This window comes from Cedecea sp. B1(4) (assembly GCF_059414925.1).
This window is the reverse complement of record NZ_JCAHMZ010000004.1, coordinates 215,469-233,357: the sequence shown is the minus strand read 5'-3', so window position 1 is coordinate 233,357 and position 17,889 is coordinate 215,469. Positions and strand designations below refer to the sequence as shown.

Annotated in this window: 15 protein-coding genes; 7 read left to right on the top strand and 8 right to left on the bottom strand. The window is 56.5% G+C overall.

Annotation, left to right across the window (positions count from 1 at the left end; translation table 11 throughout):
* Positions 1-134 precede the first annotated feature (134 nt).
* Positions 135-1,085, top strand: a complete 951-nt coding sequence (gene tal, locus ACR6JA_RS10695; protein WP_166871975.1) for a transaldolase — start codon at positions 135-137, stop codon at positions 1,083-1,085.
* An 18-nt stretch (positions 1,086-1,103) separates the two neighbouring features.
* Entirely contained in the window at positions 1,104-3,104 is a 2,001-nt protein-coding gene (gene tkt, locus ACR6JA_RS10690) for a transketolase (RefSeq protein WP_166871972.1), read from the top strand.
* Positions 3,105-3,164: 60 nt separating this feature from the next.
* Here tkt and ACR6JA_RS10685 read toward each other — a convergent pair whose 3' ends face one another.
* The 7 genes from ACR6JA_RS10685 to napF form a co-directional block, all read right to left on the bottom strand.
* Positions 3,165-4,208, bottom strand: coding sequence for a DUF1176 domain-containing protein (locus tag ACR6JA_RS10685; RefSeq protein WP_494492729.1), 1,044 nt, complete (start codon positions 4,206-4,208; stop codon positions 3,165-3,167).
* A 143-nt stretch (positions 4,209-4,351) separates the two neighbouring features.
* A complete protein-coding gene (gene nudK / locus ACR6JA_RS10680) occupies positions 4,352-4,927 on the bottom strand; it encodes a GDP-mannose pyrophosphatase NudK (protein ID WP_494492728.1) in 576 nt (191 codons plus the stop codon).
* Positions 4,928-5,674: 747 nt separating this feature from the next.
* Positions 5,675-6,277, bottom strand: a complete 603-nt coding sequence (napC, locus tag ACR6JA_RS10675) for a cytochrome c-type protein NapC (protein WP_008460173.1) — start codon at positions 6,275-6,277, stop codon at positions 5,675-5,677.
* A gap of 3 nt (positions 6,278-6,280) precedes the next feature.
* Positions 6,281-6,730 carry a nitrate reductase cytochrome c-type subunit gene (napB, locus tag ACR6JA_RS10670; RefSeq protein WP_166871960.1) on the bottom strand — a complete coding sequence of 150 codons (450 nt, stop codon included), beginning with the start codon at positions 6,728-6,730 and terminating at the stop codon, positions 6,281-6,283.
* Between the two features lie 86 nt (positions 6,731-6,816).
* Entirely contained in the window at positions 6,817-9,303 is a 2,487-nt protein-coding gene (gene napA, locus ACR6JA_RS10665) for a nitrate reductase catalytic subunit NapA (protein WP_494492727.1), read from the bottom strand.
* The gene (gene napD / locus ACR6JA_RS10660) at positions 9,300-9,563 is read right to left on the bottom strand and encodes a chaperone NapD (protein ID WP_213716844.1); all 264 of its coding nucleotides are present in this window, start codon (positions 9,561-9,563) and stop codon (positions 9,300-9,302) included. The genes napA and napD overlap by 4 nt, the downstream gene beginning before the upstream one ends.
* On the bottom strand, positions 9,553-10,044 hold the full coding sequence (gene napF, locus ACR6JA_RS10655; RefSeq protein WP_213716846.1) for a ferredoxin-type protein NapF: 492 nt from the start codon (positions 10,042-10,044) through the stop codon (positions 9,553-9,555). Before napF ends, napD begins: the two co-directional genes overlap by 11 nt.
* A 350-nt stretch (positions 10,045-10,394) precedes the next feature.
* On the opposite strand from napF, the gene narQ reads away from it, so the two are divergent.
* From narQ to acrD, 3 genes are all read left to right on the top strand, one after another.
* A complete protein-coding gene (gene narQ, locus ACR6JA_RS10650; RefSeq protein WP_213716848.1) occupies positions 10,395-12,092 on the top strand; it encodes a nitrate/nitrite two-component system sensor histidine kinase NarQ in 1,698 nt (565 codons plus the stop codon).
* A gap of 19 nt (positions 12,093-12,111) precedes the next feature.
* On the top strand, positions 12,112-12,753 hold the full coding sequence (gene narP, locus ACR6JA_RS10645) for a nitrate/nitrite response regulator protein NarP (protein WP_494492726.1): 642 nt from the start codon (positions 12,112-12,114) through the stop codon (positions 12,751-12,753).
* A 152-nt stretch (positions 12,754-12,905) separates the two neighbouring features.
* Entirely contained in the window at positions 12,906-16,016 is a 3,111-nt protein-coding gene (acrD, locus tag ACR6JA_RS10640) for a multidrug efflux RND transporter permease AcrD (RefSeq protein WP_494492725.1), read from the top strand.
* A 113-nt stretch (positions 16,017-16,129) separates the two neighbouring features.
* Here the strand turns inward: acrD and ypfM are convergent, their stop codons facing one another.
* Positions 16,130-16,189, bottom strand: a complete 60-nt coding sequence (ypfM, locus tag ACR6JA_RS10635) for a protein YpfM (RefSeq protein ID WP_139827443.1) — start codon at positions 16,187-16,189, stop codon at positions 16,130-16,132.
* 202 nt (positions 16,190-16,391) lie between these two features.
* Between ypfM and ACR6JA_RS10630 the strand changes: the two genes are divergently transcribed.
* Together ACR6JA_RS10630 and dapE are read left to right on the top strand one after the other, a co-directional pair.
* Positions 16,392-16,748, top strand: coding sequence for an ArsC family reductase (locus ACR6JA_RS10630; RefSeq protein ID WP_166990691.1), 357 nt, complete (start codon positions 16,392-16,394; stop codon positions 16,746-16,748).
* Positions 16,749-16,752: 4 nt separating this feature from the next.
* The gene (gene dapE / locus ACR6JA_RS10625; RefSeq protein WP_008460188.1) at positions 16,753-17,880 is read left to right on the top strand and encodes a succinyl-diaminopimelate desuccinylase; all 1,128 of its coding nucleotides are present in this window, start codon (positions 16,753-16,755) and stop codon (positions 17,878-17,880) included.
* Positions 17,881-17,889 lie beyond the last annotated feature (9 nt).

The window sequence follows — 17,889 nt, the reverse complement described above, 5'->3', positions numbered from 1 at the left end:
CTATAGAACCAATGTTAGCGGCTGCCCCGTCATCGCCCCCATCTGCTATGCTTTTGGGTTATGCAAAGCGTAAGTTTTCACGGCGAGCGACACGGAACGCTCAGGTAAGACGTTGCTTTTTCAAGGAGATAGTAATGAATCAGTTAGACAGCATTAAACAGTACACCACCGTGGTTGCAGACAGCGGTGATATCGACTCTATTCGCCACTACCAGCCTGAAGACGCCACCACCAACCCTTCATTGTTGTTAAAAGCCGCGGGGCTTGAGCAATATCAGCCGCTGATTGATGACGCGCTGGCCTACGGCAAACAGCGCGGCGGCAGCAGGGAACAAATTGTGGCCGAAGCCAGTGACAAACTTGCGGTCAATGTCGGTGCGGAAATTCTGAAAAGCATTCCAGGTCGCGTGTCTACCGAAGTGGACGCCCGTCTCTCCTACGACAAAGAAAAGAGCATCAGCAAGGCTCGTCGCCTGGTGGACCTGTACGCCGAACAGGGGATCGATAAATCCCGCATTCTCATCAAGCTGGCGTCAACCTGGGAAGGCATCCGCGCGGCGGAAGAGCTACAAAAAGAAGGCATCAACTGCAACCTGACACTGCTGTTCTCTTTTGCTCAGGCGCGTGCCTGTGCGGAGGCGGGCGTTTTCCTGATTTCCCCGTTCGTGGGCCGTATTTACGACTGGTATCAGGCGCGTAAACCGATGGATCCGTATATCGTTGAAGAAGATCCGGGCGTGAAATCCGTGCGCAATATCTACGACTACTTCAAGCAACATAACTATGAAACCATCGTCATGGGCGCCAGCTTCCGTCGTAAGGAACAAATCCTCGCCCTGGCGGGCTGTGACCGACTGACCATCGCCCCTAACCTGCTGCAGCAGCTGCAGGACAGTGAAGAAGAAGTTATCCGTAAACTGATCCCATTCTCACAGGGCTTCCGCCGTCCGGCCCCCATGAGCGAAGCGGAATTCCGCTGGGAACATAGCCAGGATGCTATGGCCGTGGAAAAACTGGCCGAAGGGATCCGCCTGTTCGCCATAGATCAACGCAAACTGGAAGACCTGCTCGCCGCCAAACTTTAACAAGACCTGGAGTGAAACATGTCATCACGTAAAGAGCTTGCCAACGCCATTCGCGCCCTCAGTATGGATGCGGTCCAGAAAGCCAATTCCGGCCACCCCGGAGCGCCCATGGGCATGGCCGATATCGCCGAGGTACTGTGGAATGATTTCCTCAGCCATAACCCGTCTAACCCGCACTGGGCCAACCGCGACCGCTTCGTGCTGTCGAACGGCCATGCGTCGATGCTGCTTTACAGCCTGCTGCACCTGAGCGGCTATGACCTGCCGCTGGAGGAGTTGAAAAACTTCCGCCAGCTTCACTCCAAAACGCCCGGCCACCCGGAAGTGGGCTATACCCCCGGCGTGGAAACCACTACCGGCCCGCTGGGCCAGGGGTTAGCCAACGCCGTGGGGATGGCTATTGCCGAGCGCACGCTGGCCGCGCAGTTTAACCAGCCGGGCCATGACATCGTTGACCACTACACCTATGTGTTCATGGGCGACGGCTGCCTGATGGAGGGCATTTCCCATGAGGTATCTTCCCTTGCCGGAACGCTGGGTTTAGGCAAGCTGATCGGCTTCTATGACCATAACGGGATTTCTATCGACGGGGAAACCGATGGCTGGTTTACCGACGACACGGCCAAACGCTTCGAGGCCTATCACTGGCACGTGATCCATGAGATTGACGGCCACGACCCGGCAGCGCTGAAAAAAGCCATCAAAGAAGCCCAGAGCGTGAAGGACAAACCGTCCCTCATCATCTGCCGCACCGTGATCGGTTTTGGTTCGCCAAACAAAGCGGGCAAAGAAGAGGCTCACGGCGCACCGCTGGGTGAAGAAGAAGTCGCCCTGGCGCGCAAGCAGCTCGGCTGGAAATACCCGCCGTTTGAGATCCCAAAAGAGGTCTATCACGCCTGGGACGCCAAAGAGGCAGGCGAAAAAGCGGAGGCCGCCTGGAAAGAGAAGTTTGCCGCTTACGCAAAGGCTCACCCTACCCTGAGCGCCGAATTTAAACGCCGTACGGAAGGTAAACTGCCGGATAACTGGCAGAAAACAGCCCAAAGCTATATTGAACAACTGCAGGCGAACCCGGACAAAATCGCCACCCGCAAAGCTTCGCAGAATACCCTTAACGCCTTTGGTCCGTCGTTGCCGGAACTGCTTGGCGGCTCCGCCGACCTGGCCCCAAGTAACCTGACCATCTGGAAAGGCTCGAGGTCGATTAAAGAGGACACCGCCGGGAATTATATCCACTACGGCGTACGCGAATTCGGTATGACCGCCATTGCCAACGGCATCGCCCTGCACGGCGGCTTTATCCCTTACACCGCCACCTTCCTGATGTTTGTGGAGTACGCCCGTAACGCGGCGCGTATGGCGGCGCTGATGAAAGCGCGGCAGATCATGGTTTATACCCATGATTCCATCGGCCTTGGGGAAGATGGCCCGACACACCAGGCCGTCGAGCAGTTAGCCAGCCTGCGCCTGACGCCCAACTTCAGCACCTGGCGGCCTTGCGATCAGGTTGAGGCCGCAGTGGCCTGGAAATCCGCGCTTGAGCGCCAGACCGGCCCAACTGCGCTGATCCTGTCTCGCCAGAATCTGGCCCAGATGGACCGTACGCCTGAGCAACTGAAAGCGATCGGCCGAGGGGGTTATATTCTGAAGGACAGCGACGGCAAACCAGACCTCATCCTGATTGCCACAGGCTCTGAGATTGAAATCACCGTCGAGGCCGCGGCAGCATTGAGCAAAGAGGGGCATAAGATTCGCGTCGTGTCGATGCCGTCCACCGACGTTTTCGATGCTCAGGATGAGGCGTATCAGGAGTCCGTCCTGCCTTATGCCGTGCGGGCTCGAGTGGCGGTAGAGGCCGGTATTGCCGATTACTGGTATAAATACGTCGGTCTCAAAGGCGGGATTGTGGGTATGACCACTTTCGGCGAATCCGCCCCTGCCGGGAAGCTGTTCCCGTTCTTTGGCTTCACGGTAGAAAACATCGTAGCCGTAGCGAAAAAATCACTCGGCAAGAAATAGCCCACGCTGCCAGCCCTCTCCTTGCGGGGAGAGGGTTCTCTTTTATTCAGTGAATCCCAACTATTTGGTGACCCACAGCGTCGGCCAGCCGCCCGCTTTATGCCAGCTATCACAGGCAGATTCAGCGGCATAACGCACAAGCCGGAAGCGCTGTCCGTCATAGCGCCAGCGCGTGGCCACGCCGCAATCGCCAGGCCCGCGCCCTTTCGCCAGGGTGGTTAACACTTTATCGTGCTCATCAAATCCCGCGTTCATTAGCTCCAGCTCAGCGCTACCGCCGTCCGGTATAAAGGGTAATCGCAGGTGAATCGTCCTGGCGACAAACGGCTTTTGCCGGGAGATGACCCAGGCCAGATAAACCACGTTATAGGCGCCTGCTTCACAGCTGGTAAGCATCAAGGCTTTATCGTCAGTCAGAGGAAAAACGCGCACTTCCCGACGCTGCGGATCGAGCGAACACTGGCTGTTATTCATCCGCCATGTGCCATAATCCAACAGGTCGTTCAGTTCATCGTGTGAAAGTGGCGTTGATGATGCCGTAGCTGCAGCCACTTCTTTGAGCGGCGGAGCCGGAGGCACGCTGAGCGGAGGTCCGTCGCCTTTTTTAATCCATGCGGTTTCGCTGCCGATACGCTTTTGCTGGCTGTCGATAAATAGCAGCGCCGCTTTGAGCCCGCTGAGTGAAATGATGCCCCGGCCGTCGGCAAGGGTAATTTTATCGCCGTTCATAATAGCGTCTAGCAGGCCGTTAATCGCCTCCGGATTATTGGTCATCAAATGATGAGGCGACACTTTCCACTCGCTGGGCTGGATAGCAAGCGGCACGTCGTCAAGCCGCAACCTCGGTGCTACAGGCGAGACTTTAACGTCCGCACTCTCCATATTCCCCAGGTCGATGCGCAAACTGGCGTCAGTGCGGGCCCCGGCACCCCGGGTAATCGTCATCACCAACCCCTGATGCAGTCCGGTATTACGGGTGCTGCAAAAGTTCTGGTTATTGCAGGTCACCTGCCAGTCGGAAAACTGCTTTTGCGCTGGCGCGGCAAATGCAGCATTGGCTACCAGCAATGCAAGCATAAGCAAGGAGGATGTCCGATAGAACATTGAAGGCTGCCCTAAAAAGCGAAGCGTGAAAAACGTACGATGGTGCGACGTATCTTCGGCCCACGAGGCAGCCTGCTCAATCGGATTTGTCGGATAGCTTTATATCAATATTAAAAATCGCAATAACATGATTTTATGGAGTTTTACCCCATAATATTGCGCAACTGCAGCTGTTGAAGCAGTATCACTGTCTTCCCGTCGCAAATTTCCCCATTCTTCACCATCGCCATTGCCTGGCTAAACGGGATTTCCAGCACGTCGATATCTTCATCTTCCACGCCGCCACCGGCGCCTTCTCGCTGAGAATCACTGTATTCTGCCAGATAGAAGTAAATGATTTCGGTCACGCCGCCGGGAGACATATACAACTCAAAGACTTTCTCAACCTCTCCTACCTGAAAGCCCGTTTCTTCCATCGCCTCTTTGCGGGCGCAGACTTCTGGCTCGTCGGCATCCAGCAGCCCGGCACAGGCTTCTATCAGCATGCCATCTTCATTCCCGTTAACCCAGGTCGCGACGCGGAACTGGCGTGTTAGCACCACGCTTTTCTTTTCGCGGTTATAAAGCAGGATAGTTGCGCCATTGCCCCGGTCATAAACCTCACGCTTATGGCGAACGCTTTCAGCCCCATTACGAGACAGGTCATAGGTAATATTGCGCAGGATGAAGTAGTTATCAGACAGGACTTTATCTTTGATGACTTCGATACGTAACGACATACGGTCTCCACAAGGCGGTAAGGGAGCCGACAATCATATGCCGTTCTGTGAGCGTTGTCGCGTGGCGTTAGGTTTGTTTTTGTATGGGTGTTGAAACGAGAAGGAATATTTTAGTTCGCAGTTTTTCCGTTCACCGTAGCATCATTTATTTCTGCCACTTCCGTAAATAGTGAACGTGTCAGGGGGCATTACGCCATGCCCCCTGACAACCCCCGGCGCCCGGCGAGCTCATCGCCGCTGAAGCGGTAAACCCACCGGCTATCACCCAAACATTCGGGGGCGTTCGCGATTCGTTCCCGACGATCGCTCTCTTTCGCTGTTCCCGACAGCTCAACCCCGCCTGAGTTGGGTCATAACCGGGGGCGATGAGAGCCGGGGACAACGGCGTGGCTGTAAGACCTGAAGCGACTGTTAATTTCTGTTTGGCTGTGAATTTAAAGCGAGGCTCGGTTCCGGCTTAAATCGCCTCTGTTTTCTCTCCGACTGGCCAGGGTCCGGCCGTCGGGAACGGCCGGAGGCTGAGAGCGTCGGGAACGCATCTCAGCCGACCCAGGACTGGGAGATAAAACGGAGGTCTGCCGCTTCAGCGGTCGATTTATTTGGCCGGGAGTCCGGGGTCTCGGGGGAGTGACGGTGACTCCCCTGAGCCGTTCACTAATTCGATGGTGACATATTAAACAGGTTTGGAAGTGAACGGGGCCTTAGCTGATCTTTCATAAGCAACCCTCATCAGGTCCTCTGACTCGATCAAAACCCCGCCTCAACCTCCCGCATATCCGGCAGCTTATGCGCTATGCCTTTATGACAATCAATACAGGTTTTTCCGTCTTTGATCGCCTCATCGTGCATTTTGGCCGCCACGGTTTTCTGCGCGGTGAAATCCATATAATCGAAGTTATGGCAGTTTCGACACTCCTGGGAGTTATTGTTTTTCATCCGCCGCCACTCGTTTTGCGCCATCGCCAGGCGGTGATCGTCAAACTTCTGCGGCGTGTCTATCAGCCCAAAGGCCTTGGCGTACAGCTCCTTGCTGGCCTGAATTTTACGGATCATTTTCGGCACCCATTCGTGCGGCACATGGCAATCCGGGCAAGTCGCACGCACGCCACTGCGGTTGTTGTAATGCACCGTGCCCATGTATTCCTCATACACGTTATTGCGCATTTCATGGCAGCCGATGCAGAACTCTTCGCGGTTGGACATTTCCATCCCGGTGTTGAAACCGCCCCAAAAAATTATCCCGGCAGCAAAGCCAATCAGCAGCAACGTGCCTAGCGCTAACCGACTCGGCCTGCGCCACCACTGCCACACGCGTTTAATGATGCCGGGTTGACGAGTTGATTTATCCATAACTTATTTCCCAAACCCTTTGGATGGCTCGAAGGTATTTTCAACAATCGGGGCAACATCCGCCTGGGGCACGTGGCATTGCAGGCAGAAATAGCGGCGAGGCGCCACGTTCGAAAGCACCTTGCCGTCGCTATCCATAAAGTGCGTCGGGCTGACGCGCGGAGCCCCCGTGGTGCGGTAACTTTCAACGCCGTGGCACTGCAGGCAGCGGTTGCTGGTCGTCGTGACCTGGTAGCCGTCCACGCTGTGCGGGATCATCGGCGGTTGGTTAACGTAGTTCAGCGCCATCCGCTGCTGCTGCTTTGGCATCAGCACAGCCCCTTCCGGGGTGCCGGACACTTCAGGCGATTGCTTGAGGTCCACGCCAGTTGCCGCCCAAAGCGCACCGCTGACCACCAGAGTGAATGCCGCTCCCCATTGAAACAACGCCTTCATCAGGCCTTGGTTATTCATGATTTAGCTCCCAGGCTCCATCGAATTGTTATTCTGAAAACACCCTCTGGGCACTTAGCGATGCCGCGACCAAAGGGCATTGCGCATTACACCTTCGCCAGCTTTACGGCGCATTTCTTGAAATCCGCCTCTTTGGAGAGCGGGTCGGTGGCATCGAGCGTCAGGTTATTCACCAACTGCGCGGCGTCGAAGAACGGCATGTAGACCAGGCCCCGAGGCGGCTTATTGCGGCCACGGGTTTCGACGATGGAAACCACTTCACCACGGCGAGAAATCACCTTCACTTTGTCGCCACGGCGCAGACCGCGCGCCTGCGCGTCCAGCGGATGCACAAACGTGACGGCCTCAGGAAAGGCACGATGCAGCTCCGGCACGCGGCGCGTCATGCTGCCGGTATGCCAGTGCTCGAGCACACGCCCGGTAGATAGCCACAGGTCGTACTCCTGGTCCGGGGCTTCTGCCGCCGGCTCGAACGGCAGCGCGAAGATCACCGCTTTTCCGTCCGGTTTACCGTAGAACTTGTAGCCTTCCCCAGCCTTAACGTACGGATCGTGGCCTTCGCTGTAACGCCACTGGGTTTCTTTCCCGTCGACTACCGGCCAGCGTAAGCCCCGGGCTTTGTGGTACTCGTCAAACGGGGCCAGATCGTGTCCGTGCCCGCGGCCAAAGCTGGCGTATTCCTCAAACAAGCCTTTTTGCAGGTAGAAGCCCAGCTCGCGGGATTCGTCGTTTAGCTGCTCTGCTGCCAGTTCAGTCACCGGGAACTTACGGACCGCATCGCTGGCAAACAGCACCTCGAACAGGGTTTTGCCACGGTATTCTGGTTTTTTCTCAAGAAGCTCAGCAGGCCAGACATCCTCGACCTTGAAGCGTTTCGCGAAGGTCACCAGTTGCCAGAGATCGGATTTCGCCTCGCCCGGCGCGCTCACCTGCTGACGCCAGAACTGCGTACGGCGCTCGGCGTTACCGTAGGCGCCCTCTTTCTCAACCCACATTGCCGTCGGCAGGATCAGGTCCGCCGTTAACGCGCTGATGGTCGGATAAGGATCGGAGACGATGATGAAATTACGCGGATCGCGCCAGCCCGGCATACGCTCTTCGGTGATATTCGGCCCCGCCTGCATGTTGTTGTTGCACATCACCCAGTACACGTTGAGCTTGCCGTCTTTCAGCGCCCTGTCCTGCGCCACTGCGTGCAAACCCACTTTGGCTGGAATAGTGCCGGCAGGCAGCTGCCAGGTTTTTTCGACGATCTCCCTGTGCTTTTCGTTAGTGACGACCATGTCTGCCGGTAAGCGGTGTGCAAATGTGCCCACTTCACGCGCGGTGCCGCAGGCGGATGGCTGCCCGGTCAGCGAGAACGGTCCACAGCCTGGCTGAGAGATTTTCCCGGTCAGAAGATGCAGGTTGTAAACCAGGTTATTCGCCCAGACGCCGCGCACGTGCTGGTTAAAGCCCATCGTCCAGTAGGAAATCACTTTCTTATTCGGGTCAGCGTAGAGCTTCGCGAGCGCTTCAAGTTGGTCTTTCGGCACCCCGCTCATTGCAGCGGTTTTCTCCAGCGTGTACTCGGCAACAAACGTTTTGTATTCGTCGAAGCTCATCGGCTCGGAAGCGTCAGATCCCGGATTCTTCGCGGCCTTTTCCAGCGGGTGCGTCGGGCGCAGCCCATAGCCAATATCCGTCACGCCGCGACGCAGGTTAACGTGCTGCTTAAAGAACGACTCGTTCACCGCATTGTTCTGAATGATGTAGTTGGCGATATAGTTCAGGATCGCCAGATCGGTTTGCGGCGTGAAGACCATACCGTTGTCCGCCAGCTCAAAACTGCGGTGCTGGAAGGTCGAAAGCACGGCAACCTTGACGTTTTCATCGGACAGGCGGCGGTTAGCGATGCGCGACCAGAGCACCGGATGCATTTCCGCCATGTTGGAGCCCCAAAGCACAAAGGCGTCCGCCTGCTCAATATCGTCATAGCAGCCCATCGGCTCATCCATGCCGAAGGTCCGCATAAAGCCCACGACGGCAGACGCCATGCAGTGACGCGCGTTCGGATCGATGTTGTTAGAACGGAAGCCCGCCTTGAACAGCTTCGCGGCGGCATAGCCTTCCCACACCGTCCACTGGCCGGAGCCAAACATGCCGATGCCGTCCGGGCCTTTCTCTTTCAGGGTGTCCTTGAATTTATCTTCCATCACGTCGAAGGCTTTTTCCCAGCTTATCGGCTGGAACTCACCCTCTTTGTGGTACTGCCCGTCTTTCATGCGCAGCAGCGGCTGGGTGAGACGATCTTTTCCGTACATGATCTTTGGCAGGAAGTAGCCCTTAATGCAATTCAGCCCTCGGTTGACCGGCGCTTCCGGGTCGCCCTGGCTTGCGACGACGCGGCCGTTTTGGGTCCCCACCAGCACGCCGCAGCCGGTACCGCAGAAGCGGCACGGCGCTTTGTCCCATTTAATGGCATCGGGTTTGCCGACCACCGCACGAGCCACGCCCGGTGCGCTGAGGCCCGCCGCCGCGGCAGCTGCGGCAACGGCATTCGCTTTCATAAAGCTACGACGACTGAGTTTCATGGTGCTTCCTCACCTTGTTCATTCTGCTGGTGATAAACCAGCGACACCGCCAGCACGCCGGAGATATTGCGTGCCCGCTCAATTTGTTCCAGCAGCTTGTTGCTTTCGGCGGCTTCAATAACCACCGCAAGTTTGCCGCTGTCGATATCGTCAACCGCAACCTCGCTGCCAGGCAGCGAGTTGATCGCGCTGCGTACGGCAGCAACATGTTCAGGTCTGGCCTGAACCAACAGGCCGCATACGTGCCAATCAGTGTGCATTTTGTGGCCTCAGGGTGATGGCTGACGTTGGGCACCCGGCAACACAAGCGCCGCAGCCGTGACAGGCAGACAAAGAAATCTGTGGACGGGAAACGTCCTGTAGAGTGGGGATAAACCGGATGGCCTGCGGTTCACAGGCATCTTCGCAGCTGCGACATTCCACCTGATGCCAGGCCAGACAGGTTTCGCCGAGCTGTAAAGTCAGTGCCCAGGGTTGCGCTGATTGCGGGGCAAAAAGCCGCTGAGGGCAGGCGTCCGCGCACGCGTAGCAGAAAGTGCACTCGCCCTGGCTAAAGTCGATTTCGGGGTAACCGCCCTGACCACGGCGAAGCACCCGGCTCTGACAGGCGGTCACGCAGCTATCGCAGCGCGTGCAGTCCAGAAGAAAATGATTTTCATCGCCGCTCCACGGAGGGCGAATGGCGGGAGTAGAACTGTGCCAGCCCCCGGTCAGCAGGCCGCGACGGGTCAGTTTAGCCATTGGGCAGATCCTTGCTCAAAATGCCCGGCCAGGTTGCCACCGGGTAGAAACGTTATTCTTTTTATCCGCGTATTCTCTGCGGTTTTTACGGCACTTAAGGTATGTGACGAGGGGTTACAAAAGCATCCCCATAAAGGGGTAAATGCCGTTGTCGGATCAAAGAGGCGTACGGTTTCGGCGTGACGGGAGGAATCAGCAGATGTAAGGCAGACGTTATGCTGTCGCAAAGCTTGCGTTAAATACGGCGGCATTTTTCGCGCTGGGGCGAAAAAGTCACCGCCAGGCGTTTGCGTCTCAGGCAGATTCTGGTAGGTTTCGCTCCACCGCATACTTTAAAGGGTTATTCCCCCGTGACAGTCAAACGCTCGGTCTCCACCAGCCTTGCCCGCGCTTTCTTTTCGATTGTTTTGCTGTCATTGCTTTCCACCGGCATCGCGATGCTGACGCTCGCCAGCAGCCTGAAAGACGCAGAAGCGGTGAATATTGCGGGCTCGCTGCGTATGCAGAGCTACCGCCTGGGCTACGATCTTCAGAGTGACCCCAGGGCTATTGCGGCACATTTACAGCAGTATCAACAGTCGCTGAACGCCCCAACATTGCAGCAGCTTAACCGGTTTTGGGTGCCCGATGAGGTGCAAGCCCGCTATAACGCTCTGCAGCAGGCCTGGCAGCAAATGCAGCTGCATATTCTGAATGAAGACATTGACTGGTACCGCTATAACATCGCCGCCTACGTGGAACAAATCGACCTGTTTGTGCTGGCGCTGCAGCATTATGCCGAGCGAAAAATGATGCAGGTTGTCGCGGCTTCGGTAGTCGGTTTTATCGCTATTTTTACTCTGGTATTCTTCACTTTACGCCGCATCCGCCAGCAGGTGGTCATCCCGCTCAATACCATGGTGGAAGTGAGCAAAGCCATTGAGCATGGCGAATTTACCCTCCCGAACCTTGACCAAACCCTCCCCAATGAGCTGGGTGCCTTGGCACAGGCTTTTATCCGCATGACGGATGAGTTGCAAAAACTTTATCGCTCCTTAGAGCAGCAGGTGGAGCAAAAGACCCTGCGCCTGCAGGAAGCCAACCGCATGCTCGAAGTGCTTTACAGTTGCTCCCAGGCGCTGAACGTCAGCACCATCAACCGCGACTGCTTCGTGCAGATCCTGCAAATCATCCACCAGCATGAGGCGGTCAACGCCCTGGAAATGCAGGTGGGTGAAAACTGGCGGCTGATGGAAGGCTCCCCGGTCCCGGACGAAAAATGGCATACCCTGCCGCTGGTTCAGCAGGACAGCGCTTTTGGCACGCTTCGCTGGCAGTCACAGGGGAAAACTCCTTCCCCACAGCTGATGAAAAGCGTGGCCACCATGCTGGGGCGAGGCGTGTACTTTAATCAGGCACAAAAACACTACCAGCAACTGCTGTTAATGGAGGAACGGGCTACGATTGCCCGCGAGCTGCATGACTCTCTGGCCCAGGTGCTCTCTTATCTTCGTATCCAGCTGACGCTGCTCAAGCGCGCGGTGCCCGAAGAAAATCATCCTGCACAGCGAATTGTCGGGGATTTTTCCCAGGCCTTAAACGACGCCTATCGCCAGCTACGCGAGCTGCTCACCACCTTCCGCCTGACGCTGCAGCAGGCAGATTTACCCGCCGCGCTGCAGGAGCTGCTTGAACCGCTGCGCGAGCAAACCCAGGCAGAAATTAGCCTGAAATGCAGCATGCCGACTCAGGTTCTGGACGCTTCTCAGCAAATCCACCTGCTGCAAATCATCCGGGAGGCGGTACTGAATGCGATTAAACACGCCAATGCGAGCCATATTGAGGTTGTTTGCCGCTCAGAAAGCGGCGGTGAGCATTTCGCTTCGGTATTTGACAACGGGGACGGGATTGCCAGCCTTGAAGAGCCGGAAGGTCACTATGGGCTGAATATCATGCACGAACGCGCAGGCCGGCTTGGCGGCCAGCTGACAATATCCCGACCGCCCGAGGGCGGAACGCGAGTAGAGGTCCATTTTGCCTCTGCCACCGGGAGCCATAACAATAATTAGCTTTATTCAGGAGTTAGCAATGTCTGAGAAAACGGTATACCAAGTTTTAATCGTGGACGATCACCCGCTGATGCGGCGCGGAGTGCGTCAGTTGCTTGAGCTGGACAGCACGTTTACCGTGGTGGGTGAAGCCAGCAGCGGTGCGGAGGCCATCAGTTTAGCGAGTCGCCTGTCGCCGGATTTGATTTTGCTCGACCTGAACATGAAGGGCCTGAGCGGCCTTGATACGCTCAACGCCCTGCGCCGGGACGGGATCAGCGCCCGCGTGGTTATCCTGACCGTGTCCGACGCTCGCAGCGATATCTTTACGATGATTGATGCCGGTGCCGATGGTTACCTGCTGAAAGACAGCGATCCGGAGGTTTTATTACAGGACATTCACCGCTGCCTGACGGGTGAAAAAGCATTTAGCGAGCAGGTACGCGAGTATCTGACCAACCGTGGAAGCGAACGACAGAGCAGCGATCCGTTTGCTATTCTCACTGAGCGTGAGCTGGACGTGCTGTCAGAGGTGGCCCGTGGGCTGTCAAATAAGCAAATTGCCAGCGGGCTGCATATTTCAGAAGAGACGGTAAAAGTGCATATCCGTAACCTGCTTCGTAAGCTGCAGGTGAGATCACGCGTCGCGGCCACGGTATTATTTTTGGAAAGCCGGGGTTAAAACGACCCAATAAACGGTATGGTTACAAATCCTGCCAATTCCAAAGCATATTTACACTATCTCCTAGATTTCTCCACGTTTGACTAAGCGGTTAAAGCTACAGTGATGCGGTTATTGATAACAATTAGAAGCTTTTAAGGGGTCCTGACCGCATGGCGAATTTTTTCATTTCTCGCCCCATTTTTGCCTGGGTGCTGGCAATTTTACTTTGCCTGACCGGGGCACTGGCTATTTTTTCACTGCCCGTCGAACAATATCCCGACCTTGCGCCACCCAACGTAAGGATCACCGCCAACTATCCAGGTGCTTCCGCGCAAACCCTGGAAAACACCGTCACGCAGGTGATAGAGCAAAGCATGACCGGCCTGGACAACATGATGTACATGTCGTCCCAAAGCAGCAGCGCCGGTCAGGCCACCATTACCCTGAGCTTTAAGGCCGGGACGGACCCGGACTCTGCGGTACAGCAGGTGCAAAACCAGCTGCAGTCTGCGGTAAGAAAGCTGCCGCAGGACGTGCAGACTCAGGGCGTCACGGTGAACAAAACCGGTGACACCAATATTCTGATGGTGGCCTTTGTTTCCACCGACGGCAGCATGGATAAGCAGGACATCGCCGACTACGTGGCCAGTAACGTGCAGGACCCGATGAGCCGCGTGAACGGCGTCGGCAGCGTCGATGCTTACGGCTCGCAGTATTCCATGCGTATCTGGCTCGACCCGAATAAGCTCATCAACTACCAGATGACCACCCAGGACGTGGTCACCGCCATCAAATCCCAGAATGCGCAAATTGCCGTGGGCCAGCTTGGCGGCACGCCGTCGCTGGACAAACAGGCGCTGAACGCCACCATCAATGCCCAGTCGCTCCTGCAAACACCGCAGCAGTTCAAAGACATTACGCTGAGGGTGAATCAGGACGGTTCGCTGGTCACGCTGGGGGATGTGGCGGACGTTGAGATGGGGGCGGAGAAGTATGACTTCCTGAGCACCTACAACGGGCAGCCCGCTTCCGGGCTTGGCATTAAGCTGGCTTCCGGTGCCAACGAAATGGAAACCGACAAGCTGGCCCGCGCCAAGATCGAAGAGCTTTCGCAGTTTTTCCCACACGGTCTGGAAGCTAAAATCGCCTACGAAACCTCCCCGTTCGTTAAAGCCTCAATCACCGACGTGGTGAAAACGCTGCTGGAAGCGATTCTGCTGGTGTTCCTGGTGATGTACCTGTTCCTGCAAAACTTCCGCGCCACGCTTATCCCGACGATTGCCGTACCGGTGGTGCTGCTCGGCACCTTTGCCGTGCTGTATGTCTTCGGCTACAGCATTAACACGCTGACGATGTTCGCCACCGTGCTGGCTATCGGCCTGCTGGTGGATGACGCCATCGTGGTGGTAGAAAACGTCGAGCGAATTATGAGCGAGGAAGGTCTCTCCCCTCGGGAAGCGACCCGCAAATCCATGGGCCAAATCCAGGGCGCGCTGGTCGGCATCGCCATGGTGCTCTCTGCCGTGTTCGTGCCGATGGCGTTCTTTGGCGGCACAACCGGGGCGATTTACCGCCAGTTCTCGGTCACTATCGTCGCCGCTATGGTGCTCTCGGTGCTGGTGGCGATGATCCTCACCCCAGCCCTGTGTGCAACCATTCTTAAGCCGCTGCATAAAGGTGAGCATCACGGCCAGAAAGGCTTCTTTGGCTGGTTTAACCGCACCTTTAACCGCAGCGCCGAACGCTACGAAAATGGCGTGGCAAGAATCCTCGCCCGCAGCCTGCGCTGGATGCTGATTTATGCCCTGCTGCTTGGCGGCATGGTGTTCCTGTTCCTCAAACTGCCGACGTCATTCCTGCCCCAGGAAGACCGCGGCGTGTTCACCACGTCAGTACAGCTTCCGAGCGGCGCAACGCAGCAGCAGACAACCAAAGTGGTGCAGCAGGTGGAGCAGTATTACCTCACCAAAGAGAAAGACAACGTCGTGTCGGTATTTTCCACCATTGGTGCAGGCCCAGGCGGGAACGGGCAAAACGTGGCGCGCATGTTTATTCGCCTGAAGGACTGGGACGAACGCAGCGCCGACGGCAGTTCGTTTGCCATCATTGAACGGGCCACCAAAGCCTTTAATAAGATCAAAGAAGCGCGCGTCATTGCCAGCAGCCCGCCAGCGATTAACGGTTTGGGCAACGCCGCAGGCTTTGATATGGAGCTGCAGGATCATGCCGGCGCGGGGCACGATGCGCTCATGCAGGCGCGTGACCAACTGTTGGAAATGGCCGGCAATAACCCGCAGCTCACACGAGTGCGCCACAACGGCCTGGACGACAGCCCGCAGCTGCAAATCGATATCGACCAGCGTAAGGCTCAGGCACTGGGCGTCTCCATCGATGATATCAACAACACCCTGCAAACGGCCTGGGGCTCAAGCTATGTGAATGACTTTATGGATCGCGGGCGCGTGAAGAAAGTGTATGTCCAGGCTGCGGCCAAGTACCGCATGCTGCCGGACGATATCAATAGCTGGTACGTGCGTAATAAAACAGGCGGCATGGTGCCGTTCTCCGCCTTTGCCACTTCCCGGTGGGAAACAGGCTCGCCTCGCCTGGAGCGATACAACGGCTATTCCGCACTGGAAATTGTCGGGGAAGCGGCACCTGGGTTAAGTACCGGTACCGCCATGGACATTATGGAAGATCTGGTCAGCAAGCTGCCGAACGGCTTTGGTCTCGAGTGGACGGGCATGTCCTACCAGGAACGCCTCTCCGGCGCGCAAGCACCTGCCCTGTATGCCATTTCATTACTGGTCGTATTCCTGTGCCTTGCGGCGCTGTACGAGAGCTGGTCCGTGCCGTTCTCTGTCATGCTGGTGGTACCGCTTGGGGTGATTGGCGCCCTGCTCGCCACCTGGATGCGAGGCCTTGAGAATGACGTTTACTTCCAGGTCGGGCTGCTAACGGTGATCGGCCTTTCGGCGAAAAACGCCATTTTAATCGTCGAATTTGCCAACGACCTGAACGCCAAAGGCCAGGACCTGGTTGCCGCCACGCTTGAGGCCTGCCGCCAGCGACTGCGCCCGATATTAATGACGTCCCTGGCGTTTATTTTCGGGGTTCTGCCGATGGCAACCAGCACCGGAGCGGGCTCAGGTAGCCAGCATGCGGTAGGCACCGGCGTGATGGGCGGGATGATCTCCGCCACCGTGCTGGCCATCTTCTTTGTGCCGCTGTTCTTTGTTCTGGTGCGCAGACGCTTCCCGCTCAAAGAGCACCACGACTAAACTCTCGGGCAATAAGCCACAAAAAAGGCGGCCTTTTCAGGTCGCCTTTTTGCTGATGTTCGCAGAATATTCAGTATCAGAATATCGCGCCGTTGCTTTTTATGCCGGAACGCTTATTTGCGCAACATACCTTCGATGAAGTCTTTCCACTGCCCTAATTCGTGCTCGATCATAACCGCCTCTCTTGATGTTGGCGCAAGTATACGCGGATATATTCTGCAGCTGAACCTTTTTTGAGCGATCAACTATTGAGCAGCATCACAAATATATCGTTAGCAGAATAACGGTTTAGCACTGAATCGCGGCTCGATAATTCCCCTCACCTACGGCAGAATGGTTGCCCTCTGGCAAACTAAAACGGAACCGACCGCCACTATGATCACCATGTACGGCATTAAAAACTGCGACACCATCAAAAAGGCGCGCCGCTTTTTAGAAGCTCAGGGCGTGGATTACCAGTTTCATGACTATCGAGCTGACGGGCTGGATGCCGCGCTGCTGAACAGTTTTATCTCTGAGCTTGGTTGGGAAGCGCTGCTAAATACGCGGGGCACAACGTGGCGCAAGCTGGATGAGGCCCATCGCGCATCCATTAATGACGCACAAAGCGCGGCGGCGCTGATGCTGGAGATGCCGGCAATCATCAAACGCCCATTGCTCTGCGCGCCCGGTCAGCCTATGCTGCTGGGTTTCAACGAAACTCATTATCAGCAGTTTATCAACGAGGTATAGTCCTATGTCCTGCCCGGTTATTGAGCTGACGCAACAGCTTATTCGTCGTCCTTCCCTGAGCCCCGATGATGCCGGTTGCCAGGCGCTGCTGATTGAGCGCCTGCGCGCGATTGGTTTTACCGTTGAACACATGGATTTTGGCGACACCCAGAACTTCTGGGCCTGGCGTGGGCAGGGTGAGACGCTGGCGTTTGCCGGGCACACCGACGTGGTGCCATCAGGGGATGCCGACCGTTGGATTAACCCGCCATTTGAGCCCACGATTCGCGACGGAATGCTGTTTGGTCGTGGCGCGGCGGACATGAAAGGTTCACTGGCGGCGATGGTGGTAGCGGCTGAACGTTTTGTCGCCCAGCACCCCAATCATAAAGGCCGTCTGGCATTCCTGATTACCTCCGACGAAGAAGCCAGCGCAACCAACGGCACCGTGAAGGTTGTTGAAGCGCTGATGGCACGCCGCGAGCGTCTGGACTACTGCCTGGTTGGCGAGCCGTCCAGTACCGAAGTCGTTGGCGACGTGGTGAAAAATGGCCGTCGCGGCTCCCTGACCTGTAACCTGACTATTCACGGCGTCCAGGGCCACGTTGCCTACCCGCATCTGGCCGATAACCCGGTACATCGCGCAGCGCCAATGCTGGCAGAGCTGACGGGTATTGAGTGGGATAAGGGCAACGAGTTCTTCCCGGCCACCAGCATGCAGATTGCCAACGTGAAGGCCGGCACCGGCAGCAACAACGTTATTCCGGGCGATATGTTTGTGCAGTTTAACTTCCGCTTCAGCACCGAGCTGACCGATGAAGACATCAAGCAGCGCGTCGTCGCCCTGCTGGATAAGTACGAACTGCGCTATACCGTCGAATGGTGGCTTTCCGGTCTGCCGTTCCTGACGTCACGCGGTAAGCTGGTGGATGCGGTAGTGAACGCTGTTGAGCACTATAATGAAATTAAACCGCAGCTGTTAACCACGGGCGGTACATCCGACGGGCGCTTTATCGCCCGCATGGGGGCTCAGGTTGTTGAACTGGGGCCGGTGAATGCCACCATTCATAAAATCAATGAATGCGTGAACGCCGCCGACCTGCAGCTGCTGGCCCGGATGTATCAGCGCATTATGGAACAGCTTGTCGCCTGACGGGCAGCC

What these genes read in the sequence shown, in the direction of transcription:
- napC (WP_008460173.1), bottom strand. Translation starts at nt 6,277, where the DNA reads ATGGATAAATCAACTCGTCAACCCGGCATCATTAAACGCGTGTGGCAG.
- napD (WP_213716844.1), bottom strand. Translation starts at nt 9,563, where the DNA reads ATGCACACTGATTGGCACGTATGCGGCCTGTTGGTTCAGGCCAGACCT.
- narP (WP_494492726.1), top strand. Translation starts at nt 12,112, where the DNA reads ATGTCTGAGAAAACGGTATACCAAGTTTTAATCGTGGACGATCACCCG.
- napA (WP_494492727.1), bottom strand. Translation starts at nt 9,303, where the DNA reads ATGAAACTCAGTCGTCGTAGCTTTATGAAAGCGAATGCCGTTGCCGCA.
- dapE (WP_008460188.1), top strand. Translation starts at nt 16,753, where the DNA reads ATGTCCTGCCCGGTTATTGAGCTGACGCAACAGCTTATTCGTCGTCCT.
- nudK (WP_494492728.1), bottom strand. Translation starts at nt 4,927, where the DNA reads ATGTCGTTACGTATCGAAGTCATCAAAGATAAAGTCCTGTCTGATAAC.
- tal (WP_166871975.1), top strand. Translation starts at nt 135, where the DNA reads ATGAATCAGTTAGACAGCATTAAACAGTACACCACCGTGGTTGCAGAC.
- ACR6JA_RS10685 (WP_494492729.1), bottom strand. Translation starts at nt 4,208, where the DNA reads ATGTTCTATCGGACATCCTCCTTGCTTATGCTTGCATTGCTGGTAGCC.
- napB (WP_166871960.1), bottom strand. Translation starts at nt 6,730, where the DNA reads ATGAATAACCAAGGCCTGATGAAGGCGTTGTTTCAATGGGGAGCGGCA.
- acrD (WP_494492725.1), top strand. Translation starts at nt 12,906, where the DNA reads ATGGCGAATTTTTTCATTTCTCGCCCCATTTTTGCCTGGGTGCTGGCA.
- ACR6JA_RS10630 (WP_166990691.1), top strand. Translation starts at nt 16,392, where the DNA reads ATGATCACCATGTACGGCATTAAAAACTGCGACACCATCAAAAAGGCG.
- tkt (WP_166871972.1), top strand. Translation starts at nt 1,104, where the DNA reads ATGTCATCACGTAAAGAGCTTGCCAACGCCATTCGCGCCCTCAGTATG.
- napF (WP_213716846.1), bottom strand. Translation starts at nt 10,044, where the DNA reads ATGGCTAAACTGACCCGTCGCGGCCTGCTGACCGGGGGCTGGCACAGT.